23 protein-coding genes are annotated in these 19,641 nt (G+C 62.3%); 18 read left to right on the top strand and 5 right to left on the bottom strand.

The window, feature by feature from the left end; genetic code table 11:
- The first annotated feature begins 172 nt into the window (after positions 1–172).
- From YUO_RS0121975 to YUO_RS0121955, 5 genes are all read left to right on the top strand, one after another.
- Positions 173–541, top strand: coding sequence for a YciI family protein (locus tag YUO_RS0121975; RefSeq protein WP_028349210.1), 369 nt, complete (start codon positions 173–175; stop codon positions 539–541).
- The gene (locus YUO_RS0121970; RefSeq protein ID WP_028349209.1) at positions 538–1,809 is read left to right on the top strand and encodes an RNA polymerase sigma factor; all 1,272 of its coding nucleotides are present in this window, start codon (positions 538–540) and stop codon (positions 1,807–1,809) included. The genes YUO_RS0121975 and YUO_RS0121970 overlap by 4 nt, the downstream gene beginning before the upstream one ends.
- Before the next feature lie 231 nt (positions 1,810–2,040).
- The gene (locus YUO_RS0121965; protein ID WP_028349208.1) at positions 2,041–2,454 is read left to right on the top strand and encodes a DoxX family protein; all 414 of its coding nucleotides are present in this window, start codon (positions 2,041–2,043) and stop codon (positions 2,452–2,454) included.
- Between the two features lie 32 nt (positions 2,455–2,486).
- Positions 2,487–3,023, top strand: a complete 537-nt coding sequence (locus YUO_RS0121960) for an SRPBCC family protein (RefSeq protein ID WP_028349207.1) — start codon at positions 2,487–2,489, stop codon at positions 3,021–3,023.
- A 212-nt stretch (positions 3,024–3,235) separates the two neighbouring features.
- Entirely contained in the window at positions 3,236–3,649 is a 414-nt protein-coding gene (locus tag YUO_RS0121955) for a VOC family protein (RefSeq protein ID WP_028349206.1), read from the top strand.
- A gap of 222 nt (positions 3,650–3,871) precedes the next feature.
- Here YUO_RS0121955 and YUO_RS0121950 read toward each other — a convergent pair whose 3' ends face one another.
- Positions 3,872–4,309, bottom strand: a complete 438-nt coding sequence (locus tag YUO_RS0121950; protein ID WP_028349205.1) for a hypothetical protein — start codon at positions 4,307–4,309, stop codon at positions 3,872–3,874.
- A 268-nt stretch (positions 4,310–4,577) separates the two neighbouring features.
- On the opposite strand from YUO_RS0121950, the gene YUO_RS0121945 reads away from it, so the two are divergent.
- On the top strand, positions 4,578–4,802 hold the full coding sequence (locus YUO_RS0121945; RefSeq protein ID WP_028349204.1) for a hypothetical protein: 225 nt from the start codon (positions 4,578–4,580) through the stop codon (positions 4,800–4,802).
- A 32-nt stretch (positions 4,803–4,834) separates the two neighbouring features.
- Here YUO_RS0121945 and YUO_RS0121940 read toward each other — a convergent pair whose 3' ends face one another.
- The 3 genes from YUO_RS0121940 to YUO_RS0121930 form a co-directional block, all read right to left on the bottom strand.
- Positions 4,835–5,623 carry an SDR family NAD(P)-dependent oxidoreductase gene (locus YUO_RS0121940; protein ID WP_028349203.1) on the bottom strand — a complete coding sequence of 263 codons (789 nt, stop codon included), beginning with the start codon at positions 5,621–5,623 and terminating at the stop codon, positions 4,835–4,837.
- Positions 5,624–5,910: 287 nt separating this feature from the next.
- Positions 5,911–7,596, bottom strand: coding sequence for a methyl-accepting chemotaxis protein (locus YUO_RS0121935; protein WP_028349202.1), 1,686 nt, complete (start codon positions 7,594–7,596; stop codon positions 5,911–5,913).
- 206 nt (positions 7,597–7,802) lie between these two features.
- Complete coding sequence (locus YUO_RS0121930; RefSeq protein ID WP_035727333.1) at positions 7,803–8,300, bottom strand: winged helix-turn-helix transcriptional regulator; 498 nt, start codon at positions 8,298–8,300, stop codon at positions 7,803–7,805.
- A 112-nt stretch (positions 8,301–8,412) separates the two neighbouring features.
- Here YUO_RS0121930 and YUO_RS0121925 point away from each other — a divergent pair, with 112 nt between their 5' ends.
- From YUO_RS0121925 to YUO_RS41355, 12 genes are all read left to right on the top strand, one after another.
- A complete protein-coding gene (locus tag YUO_RS0121925) occupies positions 8,413–8,958 on the top strand; it encodes a dihydrofolate reductase family protein (protein ID WP_028349200.1) in 546 nt (181 codons plus the stop codon).
- A gap of 54 nt (positions 8,959–9,012) precedes the next feature.
- Positions 9,013–9,666, top strand: a complete 654-nt coding sequence (locus tag YUO_RS0121920; protein WP_028349199.1) for a glutathione S-transferase family protein — start codon at positions 9,013–9,015, stop codon at positions 9,664–9,666.
- 11 nt (positions 9,667–9,677) lie between these two features.
- Positions 9,678–10,046: a nuclear transport factor 2 family protein gene (locus YUO_RS0121915; protein ID WP_028349198.1), complete on the top strand. Its 369-nt coding sequence runs from the start codon at positions 9,678–9,680 to the stop codon at positions 10,044–10,046.
- 93 nt (positions 10,047–10,139) lie between these two features.
- The gene (locus YUO_RS0121910) at positions 10,140–11,348 is read left to right on the top strand and encodes a serine hydrolase domain-containing protein (RefSeq protein ID WP_028349197.1); all 1,209 of its coding nucleotides are present in this window, start codon (positions 10,140–10,142) and stop codon (positions 11,346–11,348) included.
- Between the two features lie 131 nt (positions 11,349–11,479).
- Complete coding sequence (locus YUO_RS0121905; RefSeq protein ID WP_028349196.1) at positions 11,480–11,896, top strand: YciI family protein; 417 nt, start codon at positions 11,480–11,482, stop codon at positions 11,894–11,896.
- 111 nt (positions 11,897–12,007) lie between these two features.
- Positions 12,008–12,433, top strand: a complete 426-nt coding sequence (locus tag YUO_RS0121900) for a YciI family protein (RefSeq protein WP_028349195.1) — start codon at positions 12,008–12,010, stop codon at positions 12,431–12,433.
- Positions 12,434–12,715: 282 nt separating this feature from the next.
- Positions 12,716–13,441 carry a TetR/AcrR family transcriptional regulator gene (locus YUO_RS0121895; RefSeq protein ID WP_028349194.1) on the top strand — a complete coding sequence of 242 codons (726 nt, stop codon included), beginning with the start codon at positions 12,716–12,718 and terminating at the stop codon, positions 13,439–13,441.
- A gap of 107 nt (positions 13,442–13,548) precedes the next feature.
- Positions 13,549–14,034 carry a DUF2852 domain-containing protein gene (locus tag YUO_RS0121890; protein WP_028349193.1) on the top strand — a complete coding sequence of 162 codons (486 nt, stop codon included), beginning with the start codon at positions 13,549–13,551 and terminating at the stop codon, positions 14,032–14,034.
- 406 nt (positions 14,035–14,440) lie between these two features.
- Entirely contained in the window at positions 14,441–14,728 is a 288-nt protein-coding gene (locus tag YUO_RS0121885) for a hypothetical protein (RefSeq protein WP_028349192.1), read from the top strand.
- 210 nt (positions 14,729–14,938) lie between these two features.
- Positions 14,939–15,700: a serine acetyltransferase domain-containing protein gene (locus YUO_RS0121880; RefSeq protein WP_028349191.1), complete on the top strand. Its 762-nt coding sequence runs from the start codon at positions 14,939–14,941 to the stop codon at positions 15,698–15,700.
- Between the two features lie 300 nt (positions 15,701–16,000).
- Positions 16,001–16,375, top strand: coding sequence for a twin-arginine translocation signal domain-containing protein (locus YUO_RS48955; protein ID WP_083754667.1), 375 nt, complete (start codon positions 16,001–16,003; stop codon positions 16,373–16,375).
- Between the two features lie 227 nt (positions 16,376–16,602).
- Positions 16,603–18,018 (top strand): PQQ-dependent sugar dehydrogenase, encoded by a 1,416-nt coding sequence (locus tag YUO_RS41355; protein WP_063830314.1) that lies wholly within the window; start codon positions 16,603–16,605, stop codon positions 18,016–18,018.
- A gap of 66 nt (positions 18,019–18,084) precedes the next feature.
- Here YUO_RS41355 and YUO_RS0121870 read toward each other — a convergent pair whose 3' ends face one another.
- On the bottom strand, positions 18,085–18,978 hold the full coding sequence (locus tag YUO_RS0121870) for a ferritin-like domain-containing protein (RefSeq protein WP_051379576.1): 894 nt from the start codon (positions 18,976–18,978) through the stop codon (positions 18,085–18,087).
- Between the last annotated feature and the right edge of the window lie 663 nt (positions 18,979–19,641).

The following is a 19,641-nucleotide window of genomic DNA, read 5'->3' as shown; positions in this document are numbered from 1 at the left end:
TGCAGCCTTTGTTCCACGGCGGCCATTCACGCCTACAGGCATTTCAATCCACCACCGCCGCCGATTGTAGGTCCCTGACGGCAGGCAGGGCATTTTTCAAAATTTCTTCGACGCGCCTGTCGGCTCCGGGCATAATCGTTCGTCATCAAGACAACGGAGATGCCTGAGCCTCATGCTGTACGCCATTCTTTGCTATCACGATGAAGACACCGTCGGTTCCTGGACCAAGGAACAGGACGCCGCGGTCATGAAGAAATTGTCCGTTGTGCAGGACAAACTGACCAAACAGGGCCGGCTCGGTCCTGTCGCGCGGCTGTTGCCGACCACGGCGGCGACCACGCTGCGCAAGGACGATCCGCCGCTGGTGTTGGACGGCCCCTATGCCGAAACCAAGGAACAATTGCTCGGCTTCTATCTCGTCGACTGCAAGGACCTCGACGAGGCGCTCGGCGTCGCCCGCGATCTCGGCGCGGCCAATCCCGGCGGCGCCTACGAGATCCGGCCCGTCGGCCACTTTACGGCGGGGAGCGTGCAGCCATGACCGATACCGCCTGGATCGATGCCGCACTGACTTCGGCTCGCCCCCAGGCGGTCGGCGCGTTGCTGCGCTATTTCCGTAACCTCGATACCGCCGAGGAAGCCTTTCAGAACGCCTGTCTGCGCGCGCTGAAGAGCTGGCCGCAAAACGGCCCGCCGCGCGATCCGGCGGCGTGGCTGATCATGGTCGGGCGCAATGTAGCGATCGACGACATCAGGCGCGGCAAGAAGCAGACGGCGCTGCCCGAGGATGAGGCGATCTCCGACCTCGACGACGCCGAGGAGGAGCTTGCCGAGCGGCTCGACGGCTCGCATTACCGCGACGACATCCTGCGGCTGTTGTTCATCTGCTGCCATCCGGATCTACCGGCGACGCAGCAGATCGCGCTTGCGCTGCGCATCGTCTCGGGTCTCACTGTGAAACAGATCGCGCGCGCTTTCCTGGTCTCGGAAGCCGCGATGGAGCAGCGCATCACCCGCGCGAAGGCGCGCGTCGCCGATGCCAACGTGCCGTTCGAAACGCCGGGCGCAGCGGAGCGCTCCGAGCGCCTCGCCTCCGTCGCCGCCATGATCTACCTGATCTTTAACGAGGGCTACTCGGCCTCTGGCGACACCGCCGAGATTCGCGCGCCCTTGTGCGAGGAGGCCATTCGCCTGGCGCGGCTGCTGCTGCGGCTGTTCCAGAGCGAGCCCGAGATCATGGGGCTGACCGCGCTGTTGCTGCTGCAGCATGCGCGGGCTGATGCGCGGTTCGATGCCGATGGCGCCGTGATTCTGCTCGATGACCAGGACCGTTCGAAATGGAATAAGGCTCTGATCGCCGAGGGGCTGGCCTTGATCGACAAGGCGATGCGCCATCGCCGCAGCGGGTCCTATCAGGTCCAGGCCGCGATCGCGGCGCTGCATGCCCGCGCCGAGAAGCCCGAGGATACCGACTGGACCCAGATCGACCTGCTCTATGGCGCGCTGGAGATCATGCAGCCGTCGCCGGTGGTGACCTTGAACCGCGCAGTCGCGGTGTCCAAGGTGAAAGGGCCGGAAGCCGCGCTCGACATGATCGAGCCCTTATCGGCACGGCTGTCGAACTATTTTCATTTCTTCGGCGTGCGCGGCGCCTTCCTGATGCAACTCGGCCGCAACGACGAGGCCCGCGTGGCCTTCGACCGCGCCATTGCGCTCGCCAACACCTCGGCCGAAGCCGCCCACATCCGCATGCACCTCGACCGCCTCCAGCGCGACAGCCAGCCCCGCGGCAAGAAGGCCGGGAAGTAGGCTCTTGCCTTCTCCCCTTGTGGGAGAAGGTGGATCGCTGGCGCGAAGCGACAGCGAGCCGGATGAGGGGTCTGCCTCCGCGGAGAGAACCCCTCATCCGGCGCTTCGCGCCACCTTCTCCCACAAGGGGAGAAGGGAAGCTGTCGCAAAAAATTTCACCCGACCTGTCGGTTTCCACCTTCCTCATTCGTCTTGAATCCGAGCAGCCATTCAAGACAACGGGGACCGATCATGACCGTCATCGCCGAGACCGCGCCTGTCTCAAATCCGGCACGCTGGATGGGCCGCATTCTCTCCGGCCTCGTCATCCTGTTCCTGATGATCGACGGCGCCATCAAGCTGGTGCCGTGGCCGGTCGTCACGGAAACCATGGACCGAATGGGTTACGGTTCGAGCGACGCGCTGATGCGCGGTCTCGGCGCCATTACCATCATCTGCACCGTGCTCTACGCTATTCCGCCGACCTCGATTCTCGGGGCGATCCTGCTCACCGGCTATCTCGGCGGCGCGATCGCCTCGCATGTGCGGATCGATAGCCCCCTGCTTACGCACACGCTGTTCGGGCTCTATCTCGGCCTGATGCTGTGGGGCGGGCTGTGGCTGCGCGACAAGAATCTGCGCAGCTTGATCCCCCTTCGCCGCTGATTAGCTTCAACCGATTGTTCACGGAGCTCGACATGCTGGAAGTCATTACCGTTATCGCCGCCATATTGGCGACTGCCGTCGCCATCGTGCTCATTCTCGCCGCGACCAAGGCGAATACGTTACGGGTACAGCGCGCGATCAGCATCAAGGCGCCGGCGGAAAGGATATTTCCGCTGATCTCCGACTTTCAGCAGTGGCGGAGCTGGTCGCCCTACGAAGAGAAGGACCCGGCGATGAAGCGAACCTATAGCGGTGCGGAGCGCGGCAAGGGCGCCGTCTATGCCTGGGACGGCGACAAGAATGTCGGTTCCGGCCGCATGGAAATTCTCGAGGCCGCGGCGCCGTCGAAAATCGTCATCAAGCTCGATTTCTTCAAGCCGTTCGAAGGCCACAACACCGCCGAGTTCACAATGCTGCCGCAGGGCGATGGCACCCATGTCACATGGCTGATGCATGGTCCGGCGAACTTCATGTCCAGGTTGATCCAAGTTTTCATGAACCTGGATCGCATGATCGGCAGGGATTTCGAAGCTGGTCTCGCCAATCTGAAAACGCTCACCGAGAAATGAGTGTGACGACACTGTCACGACACTATCGTGTCCCGGACGCGGCGCAGCACGCAGAAGCGCGTTTACGCGCGTCTTCGACACGCTATGGTGATGCGACGCAGAGCCGGGACCCAGCGATGGACCCCGGATCAGCAGCGCATCGCTAACGCGCTGCACCGCATCCGGGGAACGCCACCGACGTCAAGACTGATCGACAACCCAAGGAGGCCCACATGCAGGTCAATCCCTATCTGTTCTACAACGGTAATTGCGAAGAGGCGCTGAACCATTATCAGAAGGTATTGGGCGCCCAGATCGAAGCGAAGATGCCGTATGGCGAGGGGCCCGCCGACATGCCGGTCCCAGCGGACTGGAAAACCAAGATCATGCATGCCCGCATCACCATCGACGGCGAAGTGCTGATGGCCTCCGACGCGACGCCCGGCGATTACCATCAGCCGCAGGGCATGTCGGTTGCGCTGGCGGTCGAAGATCCCGCCGACGCCGAACGCCGCTTCAATGCGCTCGCTGAAGGCGGCACGATCAGGATGCCGTTCGGCAAGACCTTCTTCTCCAACGGTTTCGGCATGTGCGTCGACAGGTTCGGCATTCCCTGGATGGTCAACTGCCCGAAGGAAGATATGTAACTGACCCTCATGGTGAGGAGGCGCGCCAGCGCCGTCTCGAACCATGCGGCCCCGCTGGTGCCATTCATCCTTCGAGACGCGCGCGATGCGCGCTCCTCAGGATGAGGTCTGGCAACGGCGCCGTAGGGTGGGCAAAGCGTCAGCGTGCCCACCATTCGCGCACAACGAAGATGGTGGGCACGGCGCAAGAGCGCCTTTGCCCACCCCACAAAATCTACAGAATCATCTGCACCTTGGATAGATCGCCGCCAGGTCACGCCCGCGCAGCAGCAACAGCCGCGACGTCAGTCCACCGTGCCTGCTGATCCAGTCCCGCACCCGGTCGGGATAGGCTGCCTGTACCGCGCGCGAGGCTTCCGGCTCGGCATAGATCCGGCCGCGGCCGTCGATCGAGCGCGCGGCGTGGAATCCGAGCACTGCCCGGCGCGTCACGCAGATGCGCTCGGCCGGTATCGTCATCAGCACCAGCGTGCAGGCCGACAGGCATGGCCCGTCGATCACCACCCGCTCCCCGGACTCGCGCACGCGATCGAACAGTTCGAGAAACGGCCCGACCTGTCCGCCGGGACTGGCGAGAATGCGAATCTCGGCCCGCACCGGCATGATTGCCGCCAACAGCGCGGCGGCGACAACGATGAGCTTGATGACCGCCATTCCCATGTGCAGCTCCTCCGTCAGCACTGCCCCCGGCCCAGTTACGCAGGGACATGTGGCAAGGTTTGGTCAAGCGTCCGCGTCAGAGACCCCGGCCCCGGTGAAGGTTGCCCATCCCGGCGTGGCAGGCGAGTGCGGCGCGCGCCAGCAGTATCCAAAGCGACGGTGTCCACCGTGGCGAACGCGGAACCGGGCCTTCACCTCTACCAACTTACGGTCGCCGAGAAGCGCAGCGCTGCTCTATCGAAATTGCCGCAGCCCAGCGGAACGAACAGTGCAGCCCATCGTTGTGGACCACATGGATCATTTTTTCCTCAGCATTATCTGTGCGGGCATTTTATTGCTCGTGACGGCGTTCGCACTGGGAACGCCGAGTATGCGAGCGGATGTTCCACTGGAAAGGACAGTGTTGCTGCATCGCGGCGCGCTGAACAATGACCTGCCTCCTCGATCCAGCAATGACGGGCCGCCAGCCAAGGTCATTCGTACTGGGCTCTGATCCGCACTCCAAGCAACACAGCCACGGAGGAACTACCCGTTCCGCCGCTGGCCGCGCAGCGTCGGTAGACCGATGCCGGCAGCATCAAAACCGCCGTCGACGGCGAGGATCTGGCCGGTGATGTAGCTCGCGCGATCGCTGCACAAGAAGAAGATCGCTTCCGCCAGTTCCTCCTCGAGGCCATAGCGGTTGAGCGGAATGGCGTCGTGATAGTCGGCGCGGATTTCCGGCGTGTGGACCTGTTTTGCCATCGCGGTCTCGACCGGGCCGGGCGCCACGGCGTTGACGCGAATGCCGAGCGAGGCCAATTCGACCGCGAGCTGTTTGGTCAGATGCGCGAGCCCGGCCTTGCTGGTGCCGTAGGCCGAACGCAGCGTGGAGGCGCGTACCGCCGAGATCGACGTGACGTTGACGATCGCGCCACCGCCATGTTCCCGCATCAATGGCGCCGCCGCCTTGACGCACAGAAACGGGCCGGTGAGGTTGACCTGCAGGATGCGGTTCCAGTCGTCATCCGAGGTGTCGAGCAGCGGCGCGAACACCGCGATCCCGGCATTGTTGACCAGCGCGTCGAGCCGGCCGAAACGCTCGCTCACGGCCGCCACGGCGTTCGTCACCGCCTGGGTGTCGGAGACGTCGCAATGCAGCGCCAGCGTATTGTCGGGGTCGGCGAGGCCGGTGACCGCGCCGCGCAGCAATTCGCCTTCGATGTCGAGCAGCGCCACCTGCCAGCCCTCGGCGAGAAAGCGTTTGGCCGTCGCAAGCCCGATGCCGCGCGCGGCGCCGGTGATGAGAGCGATCTTTTGCGGGGAAGGGGGCATGGGCGGGTCCGTTTGCGAGAGAGAAGATTTCCCGCCCCTATAGCCCAGGCCCCGTCGCATGTCCCGGCATAAGCCCCTCATGGTGAGGAGCGCGGAACGCGAGTAGCTCGGCCCGATGGCAGGCTCTGCGCGTCTCCGGACGATGCTTCGCATCGCCGGGAGAACCATGAGGCCCCGTCTGTGGCCTACATCCTTCGAGACGCCCGCTTCTCGCGGGCTCCTTCGGAATAAGCGCAAGTGCGCTTATTCCTGAGATGAGGGGGTTGCGCAGCGATGACGCTGAAGAACTAACCGCTCGCGCGCTGCGCGATCGCCTTCGCCTCCGCGGCGGCGCGCTGCATGTTGGAGGACATCTCGCCCGTCACTGTGCTCTGCTCCTCGACCGCGGCCGCGGTGGCGGTGACATATTCGCTGACGCTCTGGATCGCACTCTTGATGCTGTCGAGCGCGCCGACGACGTCGCCGGAGATGCCGTTGAGGTTGCCGATCTCCTGGCCGATCTTGTCCGTCGCCTGTTTGGCCTGGGTGGCGAGGTTCTTGACCTCGGAAGCCACCACGGCAAAGCCGCGTCCGGCCTCGCCGGCGCGCGCTGATTCGATCGTCGCATTGAGCGCCAGGAGGTTGATCTGGCCGGTGATATTGCCGATCAGCTCCACGATGCCGCTCATCGCCTGCGCCGCTTCGTTCAGCCGCTGCGCCTGGGCGTCGGCCGCCTCGACCCGCCCGACCGCGGTCGCCGCCGTCTCGCGCGACTTGGTCATGGCTTCGGAGATTTCCCGGACCGAAGCGTTCAGTTCCTCAGCGCCTGCCGCCACCGATTCCATCATGCCGCGGACGCGCTCGTTACCCATGCGGACCAGCGCTTGCGCGGTGGTGTCGGTGGCGTATTTCACCACCTTCAATGGCTTGCCGTTGAGGTCGAGGATCGGATTGTAGGACGCCTGGATCCAGACCTCCTTGCCGTTCTTGCCGATTCGCTTGTATTCGGCCGCCTGATATTCCCCGCGGTTGAGCGCCGCCCAGAATTCACGATAGGCCGCGCTGTCGCGCTCCGTCTGTTCGACGAACATGCTGTGGTGCCGGCCGCGGATCTCGTCCAGCGCGTAACCGACCGTGCGGAGGAAGTTCTGGTTGGCACCGATGATGGTGCCGTCCATCTTGAACTCGATCACGGCCTGTGACTTGCCGATGGCGGCAATCTGGCCGGCGAGATCGGCGGTCGAAAGTTTCTGGCTGGTGATATCGGTGGCGAATTTCACCACCCGGAACGGCCTGCCCTTCTCGTCGAGCACGGGGTTGTAGGAGGCGAGAATCCAGACTTCCTTCCCGCCCTTGCCGATCCGCTTGTACTCGGCCTGTTGGCTTTCGCCGCGGTTGAGGCTCGCCCAGAGCTGCCGGTAGGCGGCGCTGTCGCGCTCCGACGGAGCGACGAACATGCTGTGATGTTTGCCCTGGATTTCGGCGAGCGTGTAGCCCATCGCTTTCAGGAAGTTGTCATTGGCGGTGATGACGGTGCCGTCCATCTCGAACGCAATGACCGCCTGCGTACGGTTGATCGCGGCGATCTGGCTGGCATCCTCCATGCTCTTGATCTTGCGGGCGGTGATGTCGGTCGCGAATTTCACGACCTTGCAGGGTTTGCCGCTGCCGTCGAGCACGGGGTTGTAGGTCGCCTGGATCCAGACTTCCTTGCCGCCCTTGCCGATCCGCCTGTATTCGGCAGCCTGGTATTCGCCGCGCTTGAGCGCCGTCCAGAAGTCGCGATACGCTTGGCTGTCGCGCTGCGACGGATCGACGAACATGCTGTGATGCTTGCCCTTGATTTCGCCGAGCGAGTAGCCGAGGGCTTTAAGGAAATTGTTGTTCGCGGTGAGAATCGTGCCGTCCATGCCGAACTCGATAACGGCCTGCGAGCGGCCGAGAGCGTCGGCAAGCGCTTTATCTGTCGAGGAGCTCTTGAGAAATTGAAACACCGTAGGCCTCATTGCGCGGGTAAATGACGAGGCTGCTGGTTAACGCCGCCGAGCCCCCTTCCGAGGCAGGTTTGATCAAATGAAAAAAGAATGCGTTAACGATATTCTCCGTAAGATGACGGATAGCATCGCGACGTAATGCTGATCTTAAGGATGTCCCCGCGCGCGACGCCCGCCAAACGAGCATGCGGCCGCGGACTCGGGGGCTATCTTCCGTTCACGACGCTTTCATACGCTGCTTGCAGTCGCTCACCGACCGATGGACCGCTACGCCTGCGCCGCTTTGCGCCAAGATGGCTCTCGCGCAGCTCGTCCATGAATTCGGCCCACATCTTCGGTCCGCCCTCGCTGAGCAGCCGCGCCCGGATGCCGAGTTCCTCGGTGACGGGTAGATATTTGTAACCCCAGGCCGCCATCTGCGCGAGAACGGGCAAGAGCTCGATGCCTTGCTCTGTCAGCGAATAGATTCCCTTCTGCTTGTGCGTGGGATCGTCCTCGCGGGTGATGACGCCCTGCTCGAGCAGGGTCTTTAGCCGGTCGGCGAGGATGTTGGAGGAGATGCCTTCCTCCGATTTGGTCAATAGCTCGCGAAAATGCCGCCGATTGCCGAACATCATGTCGCGGATGATCAAAAGGCTCCATTTGTCGCCGAGCACTTCCAGCGAAAGGTTGATCGGGCAGCCGGAGCGCTGGGCATCGGTCATGGTCGTCTCCAGGGCGGGCGTCAAGGCGCCCTCAAAAAACTGCTTGCAATATCGCACCAGTTCGATCATCCTGCAACCGGTTGCAATTCGCAATCAGTTTAGGGAGATCGCCATGGCGAAATTGATAATGTGGAACCTGATGACGCTGGACGGCTTCGTTGAAGGCCCCAACCGCGACATTTCCTGGCATTCCGACGTCTGGGGCGAGGAGCTGGAGCAATTGTCGATCGAGCAGATGACCGCTGCCGGCGGATTGCTGTTCGGCCGCGTCACCTATGACCTGATGGCGGGCCACTGGCCAAGCGCGACCGGCGAGGTCGCCGACTTCATGAATGCCGCGCCGAAATACGTTTTCTCGCGCACGGTGAAGAAATCGGATTGGAACAACACCCAGATGTTCAGCGCCGATGTGCCGGAGACCGTCGCGCGGCTGAAGCGCGACAGCGCCAAGGACATCTTTCTGTTCGGCAGCGCCGATCTCGCCAGCAGCCTGATCCCGCACGGGCTGATCGACGAGTTTCGTATCGCGGTAAGCCCCGTCATCCTCGGCGGCGGCACGCCGCTGTTCAAGCCGGGCGAAAAGCGCAAGCTGAAGCTGCTCGACAGCCGGCCGTTGTCGACCGGCATCATGATCCTGCGCTACGTGCCGGCGCCATAAATGTCGGCATCACCAGACGCAGATCGTCTTGCAAACGGCAAACCGGGAGTTTCCATGTCTCTGACGCTGCACTTCCACCCGCTGGCCTCGTTCTGCTGGAAGGCGCTGATCGCGCTCTACGAGAACGACATTCCGTTCCGGCCGAATCTCGTCGATCTCGGCAATCCGGCCGAGCGCGCCGCGCTGCTGAAGCTGTGGGGGATCGGTAAGTTCCCGGTGCTGCGCGACGATGCACGGGATCAGACCGTGCCGGAATCCAGCATCATCGTCGAATATCTCGATTCATACTATCGCGGCCGCGTCCGACTTATTCCCGAGGATCCCGCCCGCGCCTTGCAGACCCGGCTGCGCGACCGCTTCTACGATCTCTATGTGCATCTGCCGATGCAGAAGATCGTAACGGACCGGTTGCGGCCCGAGGGCAAGCGGGATCCGTACGGCGTCGAGGAGGCGCGGGCGCAGTTGCACACTTCCTATGCCATGGCCGACCAGCAAATGAAAAACGGCGGCTGGGCGATGGGCGAGGATTTCAGCCTCGCCGATTGCGCGGCAGTGCCGTCATTGTTCTACGGCAACATGGCGGTGCCGTTCGGTGAAGCGCAGAAAAACCTCAGCGCCTATCTCGAACGGCTCAAGGCGCGTCCCTCCGTCGCGCGCGTGTTGAAGGAAGCCGAACCGTATTTCCAGATGGTGCCCAAGGAGCCCTAAAGGAGCGCTGAATGGCCGAAGCAAGCAAGGCGGAGACGATCCGCAAGATCTTCGCAGCTTATCTGTCCAACGATCGCCAATTCGTCGAAAATGCCTTCAGCGAGGATTTCCGCTTCACCAGTCCGTTCGATGACAACATCGATAAAGCGACCTATTTCGCGCGCTGCTGGCAGTCCAGCGACTGGATCGAACGGCACGAGCTGGAGCGGATTCTCGTCGACGGCGATCAAGCCTTTGTGACCTACCGCTGCACGGCCAAGGACGGAAAGAGCTTTCGCAATACCGAGTTCGTTGTCTTCGATGGCGACAAGGTGAAGCGCATCGACGTCTATTTCGGCGCGAACTACCAGGACGGCAAGTTCGTCAGGCAGCAGTCATAGAAATCACGCGGCGCGTCATCTGCCACGTCGGCAAGAAGCAGGCCGGATCGTCGTGGTGGAGAGGCAGTTGCAATTTCGAGAGGGGAACAAGCCATGCCGACAAATTCAAATGCCGGTGGACTGTCGAGATCGCGGCTCGGCCGCATGCATGAGATTCTCTCGGGGCATGTCGAGCACGGCGGTGTTCCCGGCCTGGTGGCGCTGGTCAGCCGCCGCGGCGAAATTCATGTCGATGCCATGGGAAGCATGGCAATCGGCGGCACGCCGATGCAGCGCGACAGCATCTTTCGCATCGCTTCCATGACCAAGCCGGTGACGGCGGTGGCCGCGATGATCCTGGTCGAGGAATGCAGACTGCGGCTCGATGATCCCGTCGACGGCTTTCTGCCGGAACTGGCCGACCGCAAGGTGCTGCGTGCGATCGACGCGGCCATCGACGATACGGTGCCGGCGAAGCGCGCCATCACGCTGCGCGATCTTCTGACCTTCCGGCTCGGCCTTGGCATGATCCCGATATTTCCCGATCGCTATCCGATCCAGAAGGCGATTGCGGAAGCGGGCTTTGCGCCCGGGCCGGTATTTCCCTCGTTTCCACCGGACGAATTGATGCGCCGCTACGGCACGCTGCCGCTGATCTATCAGCCCGGCGAGCGCTGGCTCTATAACAGCGGCAGCGAAATTCTCTCTGTGCTGATCGCGCGCGTCGCGGGCATGAGCCTTGCAAAATTCCTGGGCGATCGCATCTTCGCGCCGCTCGGCATGAAAGACACTGGCTTCCACGTGCCCGCGGAAAAGCGCGCCCGGCTCACGACCACTTATGCGCGCGATCAAGCAAGCGGCGAATTGAAAGTCTTCGATGATCCTGCCACCGGCAAATATGCAAGCCCGCCGGTGTTCGAGAATGGCGCCGCCGGACTGGTGTCGACTGCGGACGATTTCAACGCGTTTGCCCAGATGCTGCTGAATGGCGGCCGGCTCGGCAGCGAACGCATTCTCTCGCGTCCGTCCGTCGAACTGATGACGAGCGACCAGCTCACCTCCGAGCAAAAGCAGGGCTCCGAACTGTTTTTCGGCGACAATAGCGGCTGGGGTTTTGGCGTCTCGGTCTTCACCCGGCGTGACGATCTTGCCCATACGCCCGGCCGCTTCGGCTGGTACGGCGGCTACGGCACCTCCTGGTATTCCGACCCCAGCGAAGGCCTCACCGGGATCGCGCTGACCCAGCGGATGCTGGAATCGCCGCAGTCGCCGCGGGTGATGACCGACTTCTGGACCTCGGCCTATCAGGCGATCGACGATTGACCGGCCGGCTGGTCAAATTACTTCCGAAATAATTTTGCAGGACATGTCGGCGGCGTAAAAGCCCGCTCGTCCTGTTGACGAAGGCCGATGCGGCAGTGGCTGGCTGAAGAAGATCAATACGGAGAATAACGATGCGATTCATGGTGATTGTGAAGGCAAACAAGGATTCGGAAGCCGGCGTGATGCCGACTACGGAACAATTGGCGGCGATGGGCAAATTCAACGAGGAGTTGGTCCAGGCAGGCATGATGGAAGCGGGCGAAGGCCTGCACCCGACCTCGAATGGCGCGCGGATCAAGTATGCAGGCGGGCAGGGCAGTGCCAGCCGCGGTCCGTTCCCGCTCTCGGGTGATCTCGTCGCGGGCTTCTGGCTGATCAACGCCAAATCGCTCGATGAAGCGATCGACTGGATGAAGCGCGCGCCGTTCAGCGATGGCGACGAGGTCGAAATCCGCCAGGTGTTTTCTGCGGAAGATTTCGGCGAAGCGCTCACGCCCGAACTGCGCGAGCAGGAAGAGCGGCTGCGGGCGCAGACTGCGAAGAAGTGACTCTCCCCGTCATTCCGGGGCGCGCAAAGCGCGAACCCGGAATCTCGAGATTCCGGGTCTGGTCCTTCGGACCATCCCGGAATGACGCCATCCAAAGAAAAAGGACACCCCATGCGATTCATGATGCTGATGATCCCCCTGGGCTATGAGACCGCGCCGCCGGACGTCCAGCTCGATCCCGAGCGCGTCAAGGCGATGATGAAATACAATGAGGCGCTGAAGGAGGCCGGCGTGCTGATCGCGCTCGACGGGTTGCATCCGCCCTCGATGGGCGCGCGGGTTTCCTTCGCCACCGGCAAGCCCATCGTGACCGACGGTCCCTTCACGGAAGCCAAGGAAGTGCTCGGCGGCTACTGGATGATCAACGTGAAGTCGCGCGAGGAGGCGATCGAGTGGGCGAAGAAGTGCCCGGCCTCCGAGAACGAGATCATCGAAATCCGCCAGGTGCAGGAAATCGGCGATTTCTCGGAGGAAGTGCAGCAGGCCGCCAAAGGCTTCGACGAGCTGCAGAAGGGAAGCGCGCACAAGGCGCGGTGAGTGTTTCCGCTCCCTCTCCCCGTCCTTTCACGGGGAGAGGGTCGGGGTGAGGGGCTTTCTCCGCGAGTGAACTTTGCCGAGAGAACCCGCCCGCCCTAGATATGCGGACTTTCTGACAGAGGTCGTCGCTCTTTCAACCGGCAGCTGGGTCGCGGAAGCAGCCCCTCACCCCAACCCTCTCCCCGCAAAAGCGGGGCGAGGGAGTGCAGCACCGCCCCGTTAATCTTCTTTAACGTTCAAATTAAGTGACCTTTACGGCCAGCTCATGTAAAAGCCTTTAACATGAGCTGGCAAAAGGACCGCCGCGGCGAGCGTGGCTACCATCACGGCAATCTGAAAGAGGCATTGCTACAGGCGGCGCTCGACCTGATTTCGCAAAAGGGCCCGGCCGGCTTCACCTTTGCGGACGCCGCACGCATGGCCGGGGTCAGTCCGGCCGCGCCCTACCGCCATTTTCGCGACCGCGATGAATTGCTGTCCTCGATCGCGCAACGTGGCTTCGAGCAGTTCGAGGCCATGCTCGTGCAGGCCTGGGACGACGGCCGCCCCGACACCGTCACCGCGTTCGAGCGGGTCGGCAAGGCCTATCTCGCCTTCGCGCGCAACGAGCCGGCGTTCTATTCGGCGATGTTCGAATCCGGGGTGCCTGTCGATTCGAGCCCGACATTGATGGCAGCTAGCGAGCGCGCGTTCGCGATCATTCGCGCCGCCGCCGAGCGGCTCGCCGCGCTGGCGCCGCCCGGCATGCCGCGGCCTCCCGCGATGATGATGGCGCTGCACATCTGGTCGATGTCGCACGGCATAGCCTCGCTGTTCGGCCGCGGCGACGCCGCGCGACGCAAACTGCCGATGTCGCCGGAAGAACTGTTGGAAGCGGAAGTGCTGATTTATCTGCGCGGCCTCGGCTTCCCGACCGACCGCCGGCCGTCAGACCAGAAACCGTCCGGCCCGCCGCCGGTGCCGCCGGAAGGTGGCGCGCCCTCAGGCCCCTGGGGAGGCCGCAAATAATTTTGCGGGCTGCGTCGAGCCGCGCGCTTGACAAAAACGCGGGATGGTTTAGGTATGTAAATGTTATTTACATTCACAACGGCGTGATCGCCGTCATGGAGAGGGAAATGGCCTACACCGCAGATGTCAATCGATGGCGCGGTCAGACGGAACAGACCTATCGACCGCATATGCTTGAAAGTCCCTGGCACCCCGGCTGGATCGTGGTGACTATCCTCGGCTTCATCATCTGGTGGCCGATCGGGCTTGCCCTTCTCTTTTTCACACTAGGGAGCAGAAAAATGGCTTGCTGGAGCAACGGAGACCGCTGGCAGAACAAGATGGAGCGGATGCAGTACAAGATGGACCGGATGCGCGACCGCATGGAGCGCCGCGGCTTTGGCGGCTTCGGCTTCGGCCCGCCGTCCAGCGGCAACCGCGCCTTCGACGAGTACCGCATGGAAACCCTGCGCCGGCTCGAGGAAGAGCAGGTTGAGTTCAAGAATTTCCTCGAGCGTCTGCGCCAAGCCAAGGACAAGGAAGAGTTCGATCAGTTCATGGCGCAGCACCGCCAGCGTCCGACTCCGCCGAACGACCAGCCGCAGCAGGGCTGATCGTCAACAGTGAGTGGAGTTCAGCCGCGGGCGTGATGCCCCCATGACGCCCGACGGCGATACAGCCGCCCATCTGCGACCCGCAGGTGGGCGGTTTGTTTTTGTACCGTGAGTGACAAGGCGGCCAAACTGCGACCGCGGAGCGACTGCTCACCCTCTCCCGCTTGCGGGGGAGGGCCGGGTTGTATGGAGAGAGCGCCCACCAGATCGCATCCAACGATGCGATCCGATCTCCTGCAAGCGGGAGAGGTGGAGCAATCGGCGAAGTCTACTAGAAGGAACCGGAGTCAGGCCGCTCGACCCGCCAGCCCGCCTCAACCTGAGATTTATTCATGGATCGGCTTCTCGTGCAGTGATAGTCTGCGCGAGATCAACCCCGTTTGTCGCGAGTCATACGGAGATCAGCATGGAACAGATTCTGACTAACCTCGTTGCAGGAGCGCTTGGCGGCGTGGGTGCGGGCAAGTCATCGCCGACTTTCGATCTCGGTACGATTGGTAACATTGTTGCCGGCTTGGTCGGAGGCGGGGTGCTCGGCCAGCTCGTAACATTGTTGATGCCATCAATCATGGCCGCAGCCCAGTCGGGCGATCTGAGTATTGGCGGCATTGTCTCACACGCGATCGCCGGTGGTGCTGGCGGGGCCATACTCACGGCGCTCGTCGGTGCAATCAAGAACAAAGCTGCTGCCTGACGGTCAGCCCGGGTGGGGGTGTCTCCACGAGTCACGCTCCCCGCATGGAGAGAGCCCCACCGGATCGCATCTTCGATGCGATCCGACCTCCCCGCAAGCGGGAGAGGTGGAGCAATCGGCGAAAGTTAGTTCATGAAGGCATCACCGTTTGGTGGCGCGGTTTCGCGGCCGGTCTATATTGTGCGGACGCGCTAATCCCAGGCGGCTGCCATGAACGGAATTGCATCTGTCGATCAACTCTGGCGATCGATCCGGCGTGAAGCGGAAAGCGCCGTGGCGCGCGACCCGGTATTCGGCGCCGCGCTCTCCTCATCCATTCTCGATCATCCCGACTTCGCTCATGCACTGGCGCACCAGATCGGCGCGCGGCTCGGCAAGACGCACGCGGATCGCGCGCTCTTTGCGCAGCTTGCCCGTGACGCCTTCGCGTCTTCGCCTGATCTGATCGACACGGCGAGCCGCGATCTGCAGAGCATCGCCGTTCACGATCCCGCGACGATGACGCTGCTGCCGCCGCTGCTGAACTTCAAGGGCTACGTCGCGCTGCAGGTTTGGCGCGTCTCCAACTGGCTCTGGCATCAAGGCCGCAACGATCTCGCGCTGTTGCTGCAAAGCCTGTCGTCCGATCAGCTTCAGGTCAGCATTCACCCCTCGGCCTCGATCGGCGCGTCGGTGTTTCTCGATCACGCCACCGGCATCATCATCGGCGCCTTTGCGGCGATCGGCGACGAGGTGACGATTTTACAAAACGTGACTGTCGGGCGCGAGTATTCGCAGCCGGAACGCGCTCCGAGGATTGGCAGGGGAGTCCTGCTCAGCACCGGTGCCACGATTCTCGGCGACGTCAGCATCGGCGATTTCGCCAAGATCGGCGCAGGCGCGGTCATCGAGCACGACGTGCCGGCCGGCTGCACCGCCGTCGGCGTTCCCGCGCGGTTGACCAATTGCCCTGAAACAACAGTGCCGGCCTGAGCGCGGCATCACCGATCCCGCGCCCACCGCCATTCCCGAGCGCATGTCCTGATGGTGGGCGCGCGAAGCCTGCCATTGCGCGCGCGTTCCTCGAACAGCGTACATGGGAAGAAGAGGTAATATGGCTGCCCTGATTTTGTGGGAGGCAACTCGCTTGGCGCTGTCCGGCCTTAAGCAGCGATCTGCGTGACCTCGCTACAAAGGAAAACCCGGCAACGCGAGGAACAACGCGCTCCTCGGTAAATTGTTTTGATCGTCTGGGAGACCGCGAATGGTCCCTCCACAACCCGGAGGTCATCCATGAGCGAGCATTCGAAAAGGGAATCCATTTCGCGTCGCAATTTTATTGGAAAGACACTTTGTGGAGCGGCACTTGCCGGGACGGCACTGCCGGCATTGGCAGCTCCGTCGATTACGCCTCTGCCATTCGATGACGGGCTGCTGCGAGAGATACGCGGCCGGCCAAAAGTCAGCAAAGCCTCGGCCCAGTATCGCGATAGTCCAAATGGACCGCAGCGCTGCGCCGGCTGCGTCAATTTCCGCGGAGGGACCTGCGCGATCGTCGAGGGACGCATCAGCGCCAACGGCTGGTGTCGCCACTACCAAGCCGCTGGCAGAGGCCGAGCGCCGGGTGCACCCGGTGGCGGAGGTGCGCGTGGAGGCAGCAGTTACTAGAACCGCCCAATGCGTACGGCACCGTAAGCGGTGTCTGCGCTGACGGCCCGTTTAGCAGAGGGGTATATTGGCTGTGCTGTGACCATAGCGGTGCAGACAACGAACGTCTGGGCGAGACGATTAAGGGCAGACCACCGATAAGGGCAGGCCAACGATCGGCCCGAAGGCGGCGCACTCACATGTATTGAACTCGAAAAGCCTGACTCGACTTCGATGGGAGGCTCGCAATGAAATTCCCTTCTTCCCGCCTCGTGACCCCCACGGCAGCTCTCGTTGCTATTGGCTTCGCGCTTGCACCAGCCTGGGCTCAGCGTAAAAGCGCGCCCGCCGCTCAGGCCACGGCGGAAAAGCCGGCGGACCCGGCGCTGTTGCCTGACCAGGAACTTGGACGCCGGTTCACGGTCAAGGCGGAGGACCTGCCGCCGCCGAAGACCGGCCCGATCGTCAGCAGCCGCTCCCTTGTCATTCCCCACCAGGGCCAAACGCCCCGCGTCCTTGAAGGCTTCAGCACGACAGCTTTCATGACCGGCCTTGAGCATCCGAGGCGTCTGCTTGTACTGCCGAACGGCGACGTGCTCGTGGCCGAACAGAGGGCGGGCCATCTCACATTGCTGCGCGATGAGGACGGGGACGGCAAGGCCGACTGGATTCAGCGCCACGCGGAGGGATTCAACCAACCGTTCGGACTTGCTTGGCGGGACGATCACGTCCTGGTCGCGGATCAGGATGGGATCTGGAAGGTACCGCACCGGCTTGGCGCGTTGCGTGCAGGCCGTGGTGGCGAGCAGCCGAAGGCTGCCGATGTGCCGCCGGATCAGCGCAAACCTTCGCCCGCCATGGTTGGCGAGGAAATGATCACCAAGAAGGGCGTGTTCGGCGTCGTTCAGGGCCATATGAACCGGCACCTCGCGATCGACCCCAAGACTGGCGAACTTTTCGTCGGCGTCGGCTCGTCCGGAAACATTGGTGTTGAACCGGAGGTCAAGGCGACGATCCAGCGCTTCGATCCCAACGGCGCGAACCAAGTCACGTTCGCTTCGGGATTGCGCAATCCGACGGCGCTCGCCTTCGAACCTGGAACGGGCGATCTCTATGCAGTGGTTCAGGAGCGCGACGGTCTCGGCGACCGGCTTCCGCCCGATTATCTGACGCGTGTCGAGAAGGGCGCCTTCTACGGCTGGCCTTACGCATATATCGGTCAGCACCCGCAGCCGGGTTTTGCCAATTTGAAACCAGACAAGGTCAAGGCTTCAATCAAGCCCGACCTTCTGTTCGAAGCGCATTCCTCGGCGATGGATCTGGTGTTCTACAATGGCGAACAGTTTCCGCCCGAATTCCGCGGCGGCGCCTTTGTTGCCCTCAAAGGATCGTGGAATCGATCCGAACCGACCGGTTACAAGATCGTGTTCGTGCCGTTCAAGGATGGCCGTCCGCAAGGCTGGTACCAGAATTTCGCCGTCGGCTTCTGGGTCTCCGGCATGCATCGGGCGGAGATCTGGGGCCGACCTGCCGCGCTTGCGATCGCCAAGGACGGTTCGTTGCTCGTTGCCGACGACACCGGCGGCACCATCTGGCGCATCGCTTACACAGGGCCTGAGAACCGTACAGGCAAGCCTGATGGCAGTACGGAGGCGCCACGCTAGCTTGTATGCCCGTCCGAACAGCCAGCGCGGCGGATGCCGTTTCATGCGGCGGAGTGCGTATTGCAGTCAGGTGCTCCTGAGCTCTCCGTTCATTCCGTTCGGGTAGAACCCGCCTTTGCTGACGCCGGCCTTGTCGGTCAGATAGACGATACGCAGCACCTCTTGCGGCGTACGCGTGAACGCGATCGCGTCGGGCGTTGAAGGCACGAAGTTGGCTTTGCCATTGACCCTGATGCCTTCGTCTTCTTTTTCAGGCGTCCCGTCAATCTTATCCCGTGCATCCGAGATGGCGTTGGCGGCATCCCATGCCTTCTCGCCCATCATGTAGAGCTGGGAGCGCGCCATTCCCATGTGGTAGGCCTCAACAGCAAGTATCCCCGCTGCCGCCTCCACGAATTCCTTTTTCTTGAGCAGGGGAGCCGCACCTGCATAGGCGGTCACGCCGACGTCCTCGAACAGCATGCCGCCGAGCAGCACCGACATGTCGTCGGCAAAGGGATCGAAATCGGCTGGCAGTCCGGCAGCCTCAGCAGCAGCCTTGAAGCCGGCATCGAAGTCGATCGCAGGTCTTGAAATGGCGCTTCGGCCAAGCGTCTTGCGATAGAAGCGAACGTGGGCCAGTTCGTTCTCTGCCGTCTCTTCAATGAATTCGCGGATCGCTTTCTCCTTGAATTGGGCCTCGTGGCCGCCCACGACCCTGCCGGCATCCATACCGGCATCGGTCTCGCTGATGCCCTTGCCGGTCGTTGCACGCAGATAGAATTCGGCTTCCATATATTCGAGGTTCAGCGCGAAGGTGAAAATGTCCTCGTCGTCGATCGCTGCTCCCTTCTTGCCGATCCCAACGCCCGTGGTCTCGCGCTTCTGCTGGGCATAGGCAGATGGAATAAGCAGTCCCGCGAGTCCTGCGACGGATAGGCCGGCGATCGATTGCCGGCGGGAAATGCGCAATGCATCCATGGCGTAACCTCCTCCGTTTCTGGATTGAGGGGCCGCGCCACTCACTGTTCAGCGCTATTGAGGGCGCTCATGGCGCGACCTCGGTACCAGCTAGTGCTGGCGCGGTACAACGTGAGGCTACGGGGCACGTTCCAAGCGTACTCGAAACCAACACAGGCACGACGTCGTGAGGCCGCTGAGCCATACTTGGCCTGTGCATGCAAGAGTGGACAAAGGCGCGAATGCGCCATGGGCAAATCATTTCTGATTTTCAGAAATCATGTCAAGTCCAGGAATCGGAAAGAATCAAAAATATTCCGCTTAACACGAAGGGCAAATCAGTCGCATAACTCTGCCCGTCTCATGGCAGATGAGGGGCGTTGGCCACGTCACGAACGTGCGGTGAGATGCGATGGACGCGGAAGGCGCAAGACGTAGGCGCAGGAAGCGTACGGCGAAGTCGTGTGGTTCGGGCGCCGCGGTGCTGGCGTTAAGCTGCGTGAAACTATTTGCGCAGCGACGGAGGCAAAAGAGCCGTTCTCCGGGAAGAGTACGAAGTAAGCCGTAAAGCCATTGCGCAGGGAAGGCCGGGATGCTCCCGCTGTACCTGTATGCTCGTGTGCATTTTCTTTTGCGCAAATCGCACACGAGACCGCGGGTGCAGCCAGCACCCGGTCTTCCCTG

It is taken from the genome of Bradyrhizobium murdochi (assembly GCF_000472965.1).
In the GTDB taxonomy this organism is placed as follows: domain Bacteria; phylum Pseudomonadota; class Alphaproteobacteria; order Rhizobiales; family Xanthobacteraceae; genus Bradyrhizobium; species Bradyrhizobium murdochi.
This window is presented reverse-complemented; position numbering and strand designations above follow the sequence as displayed.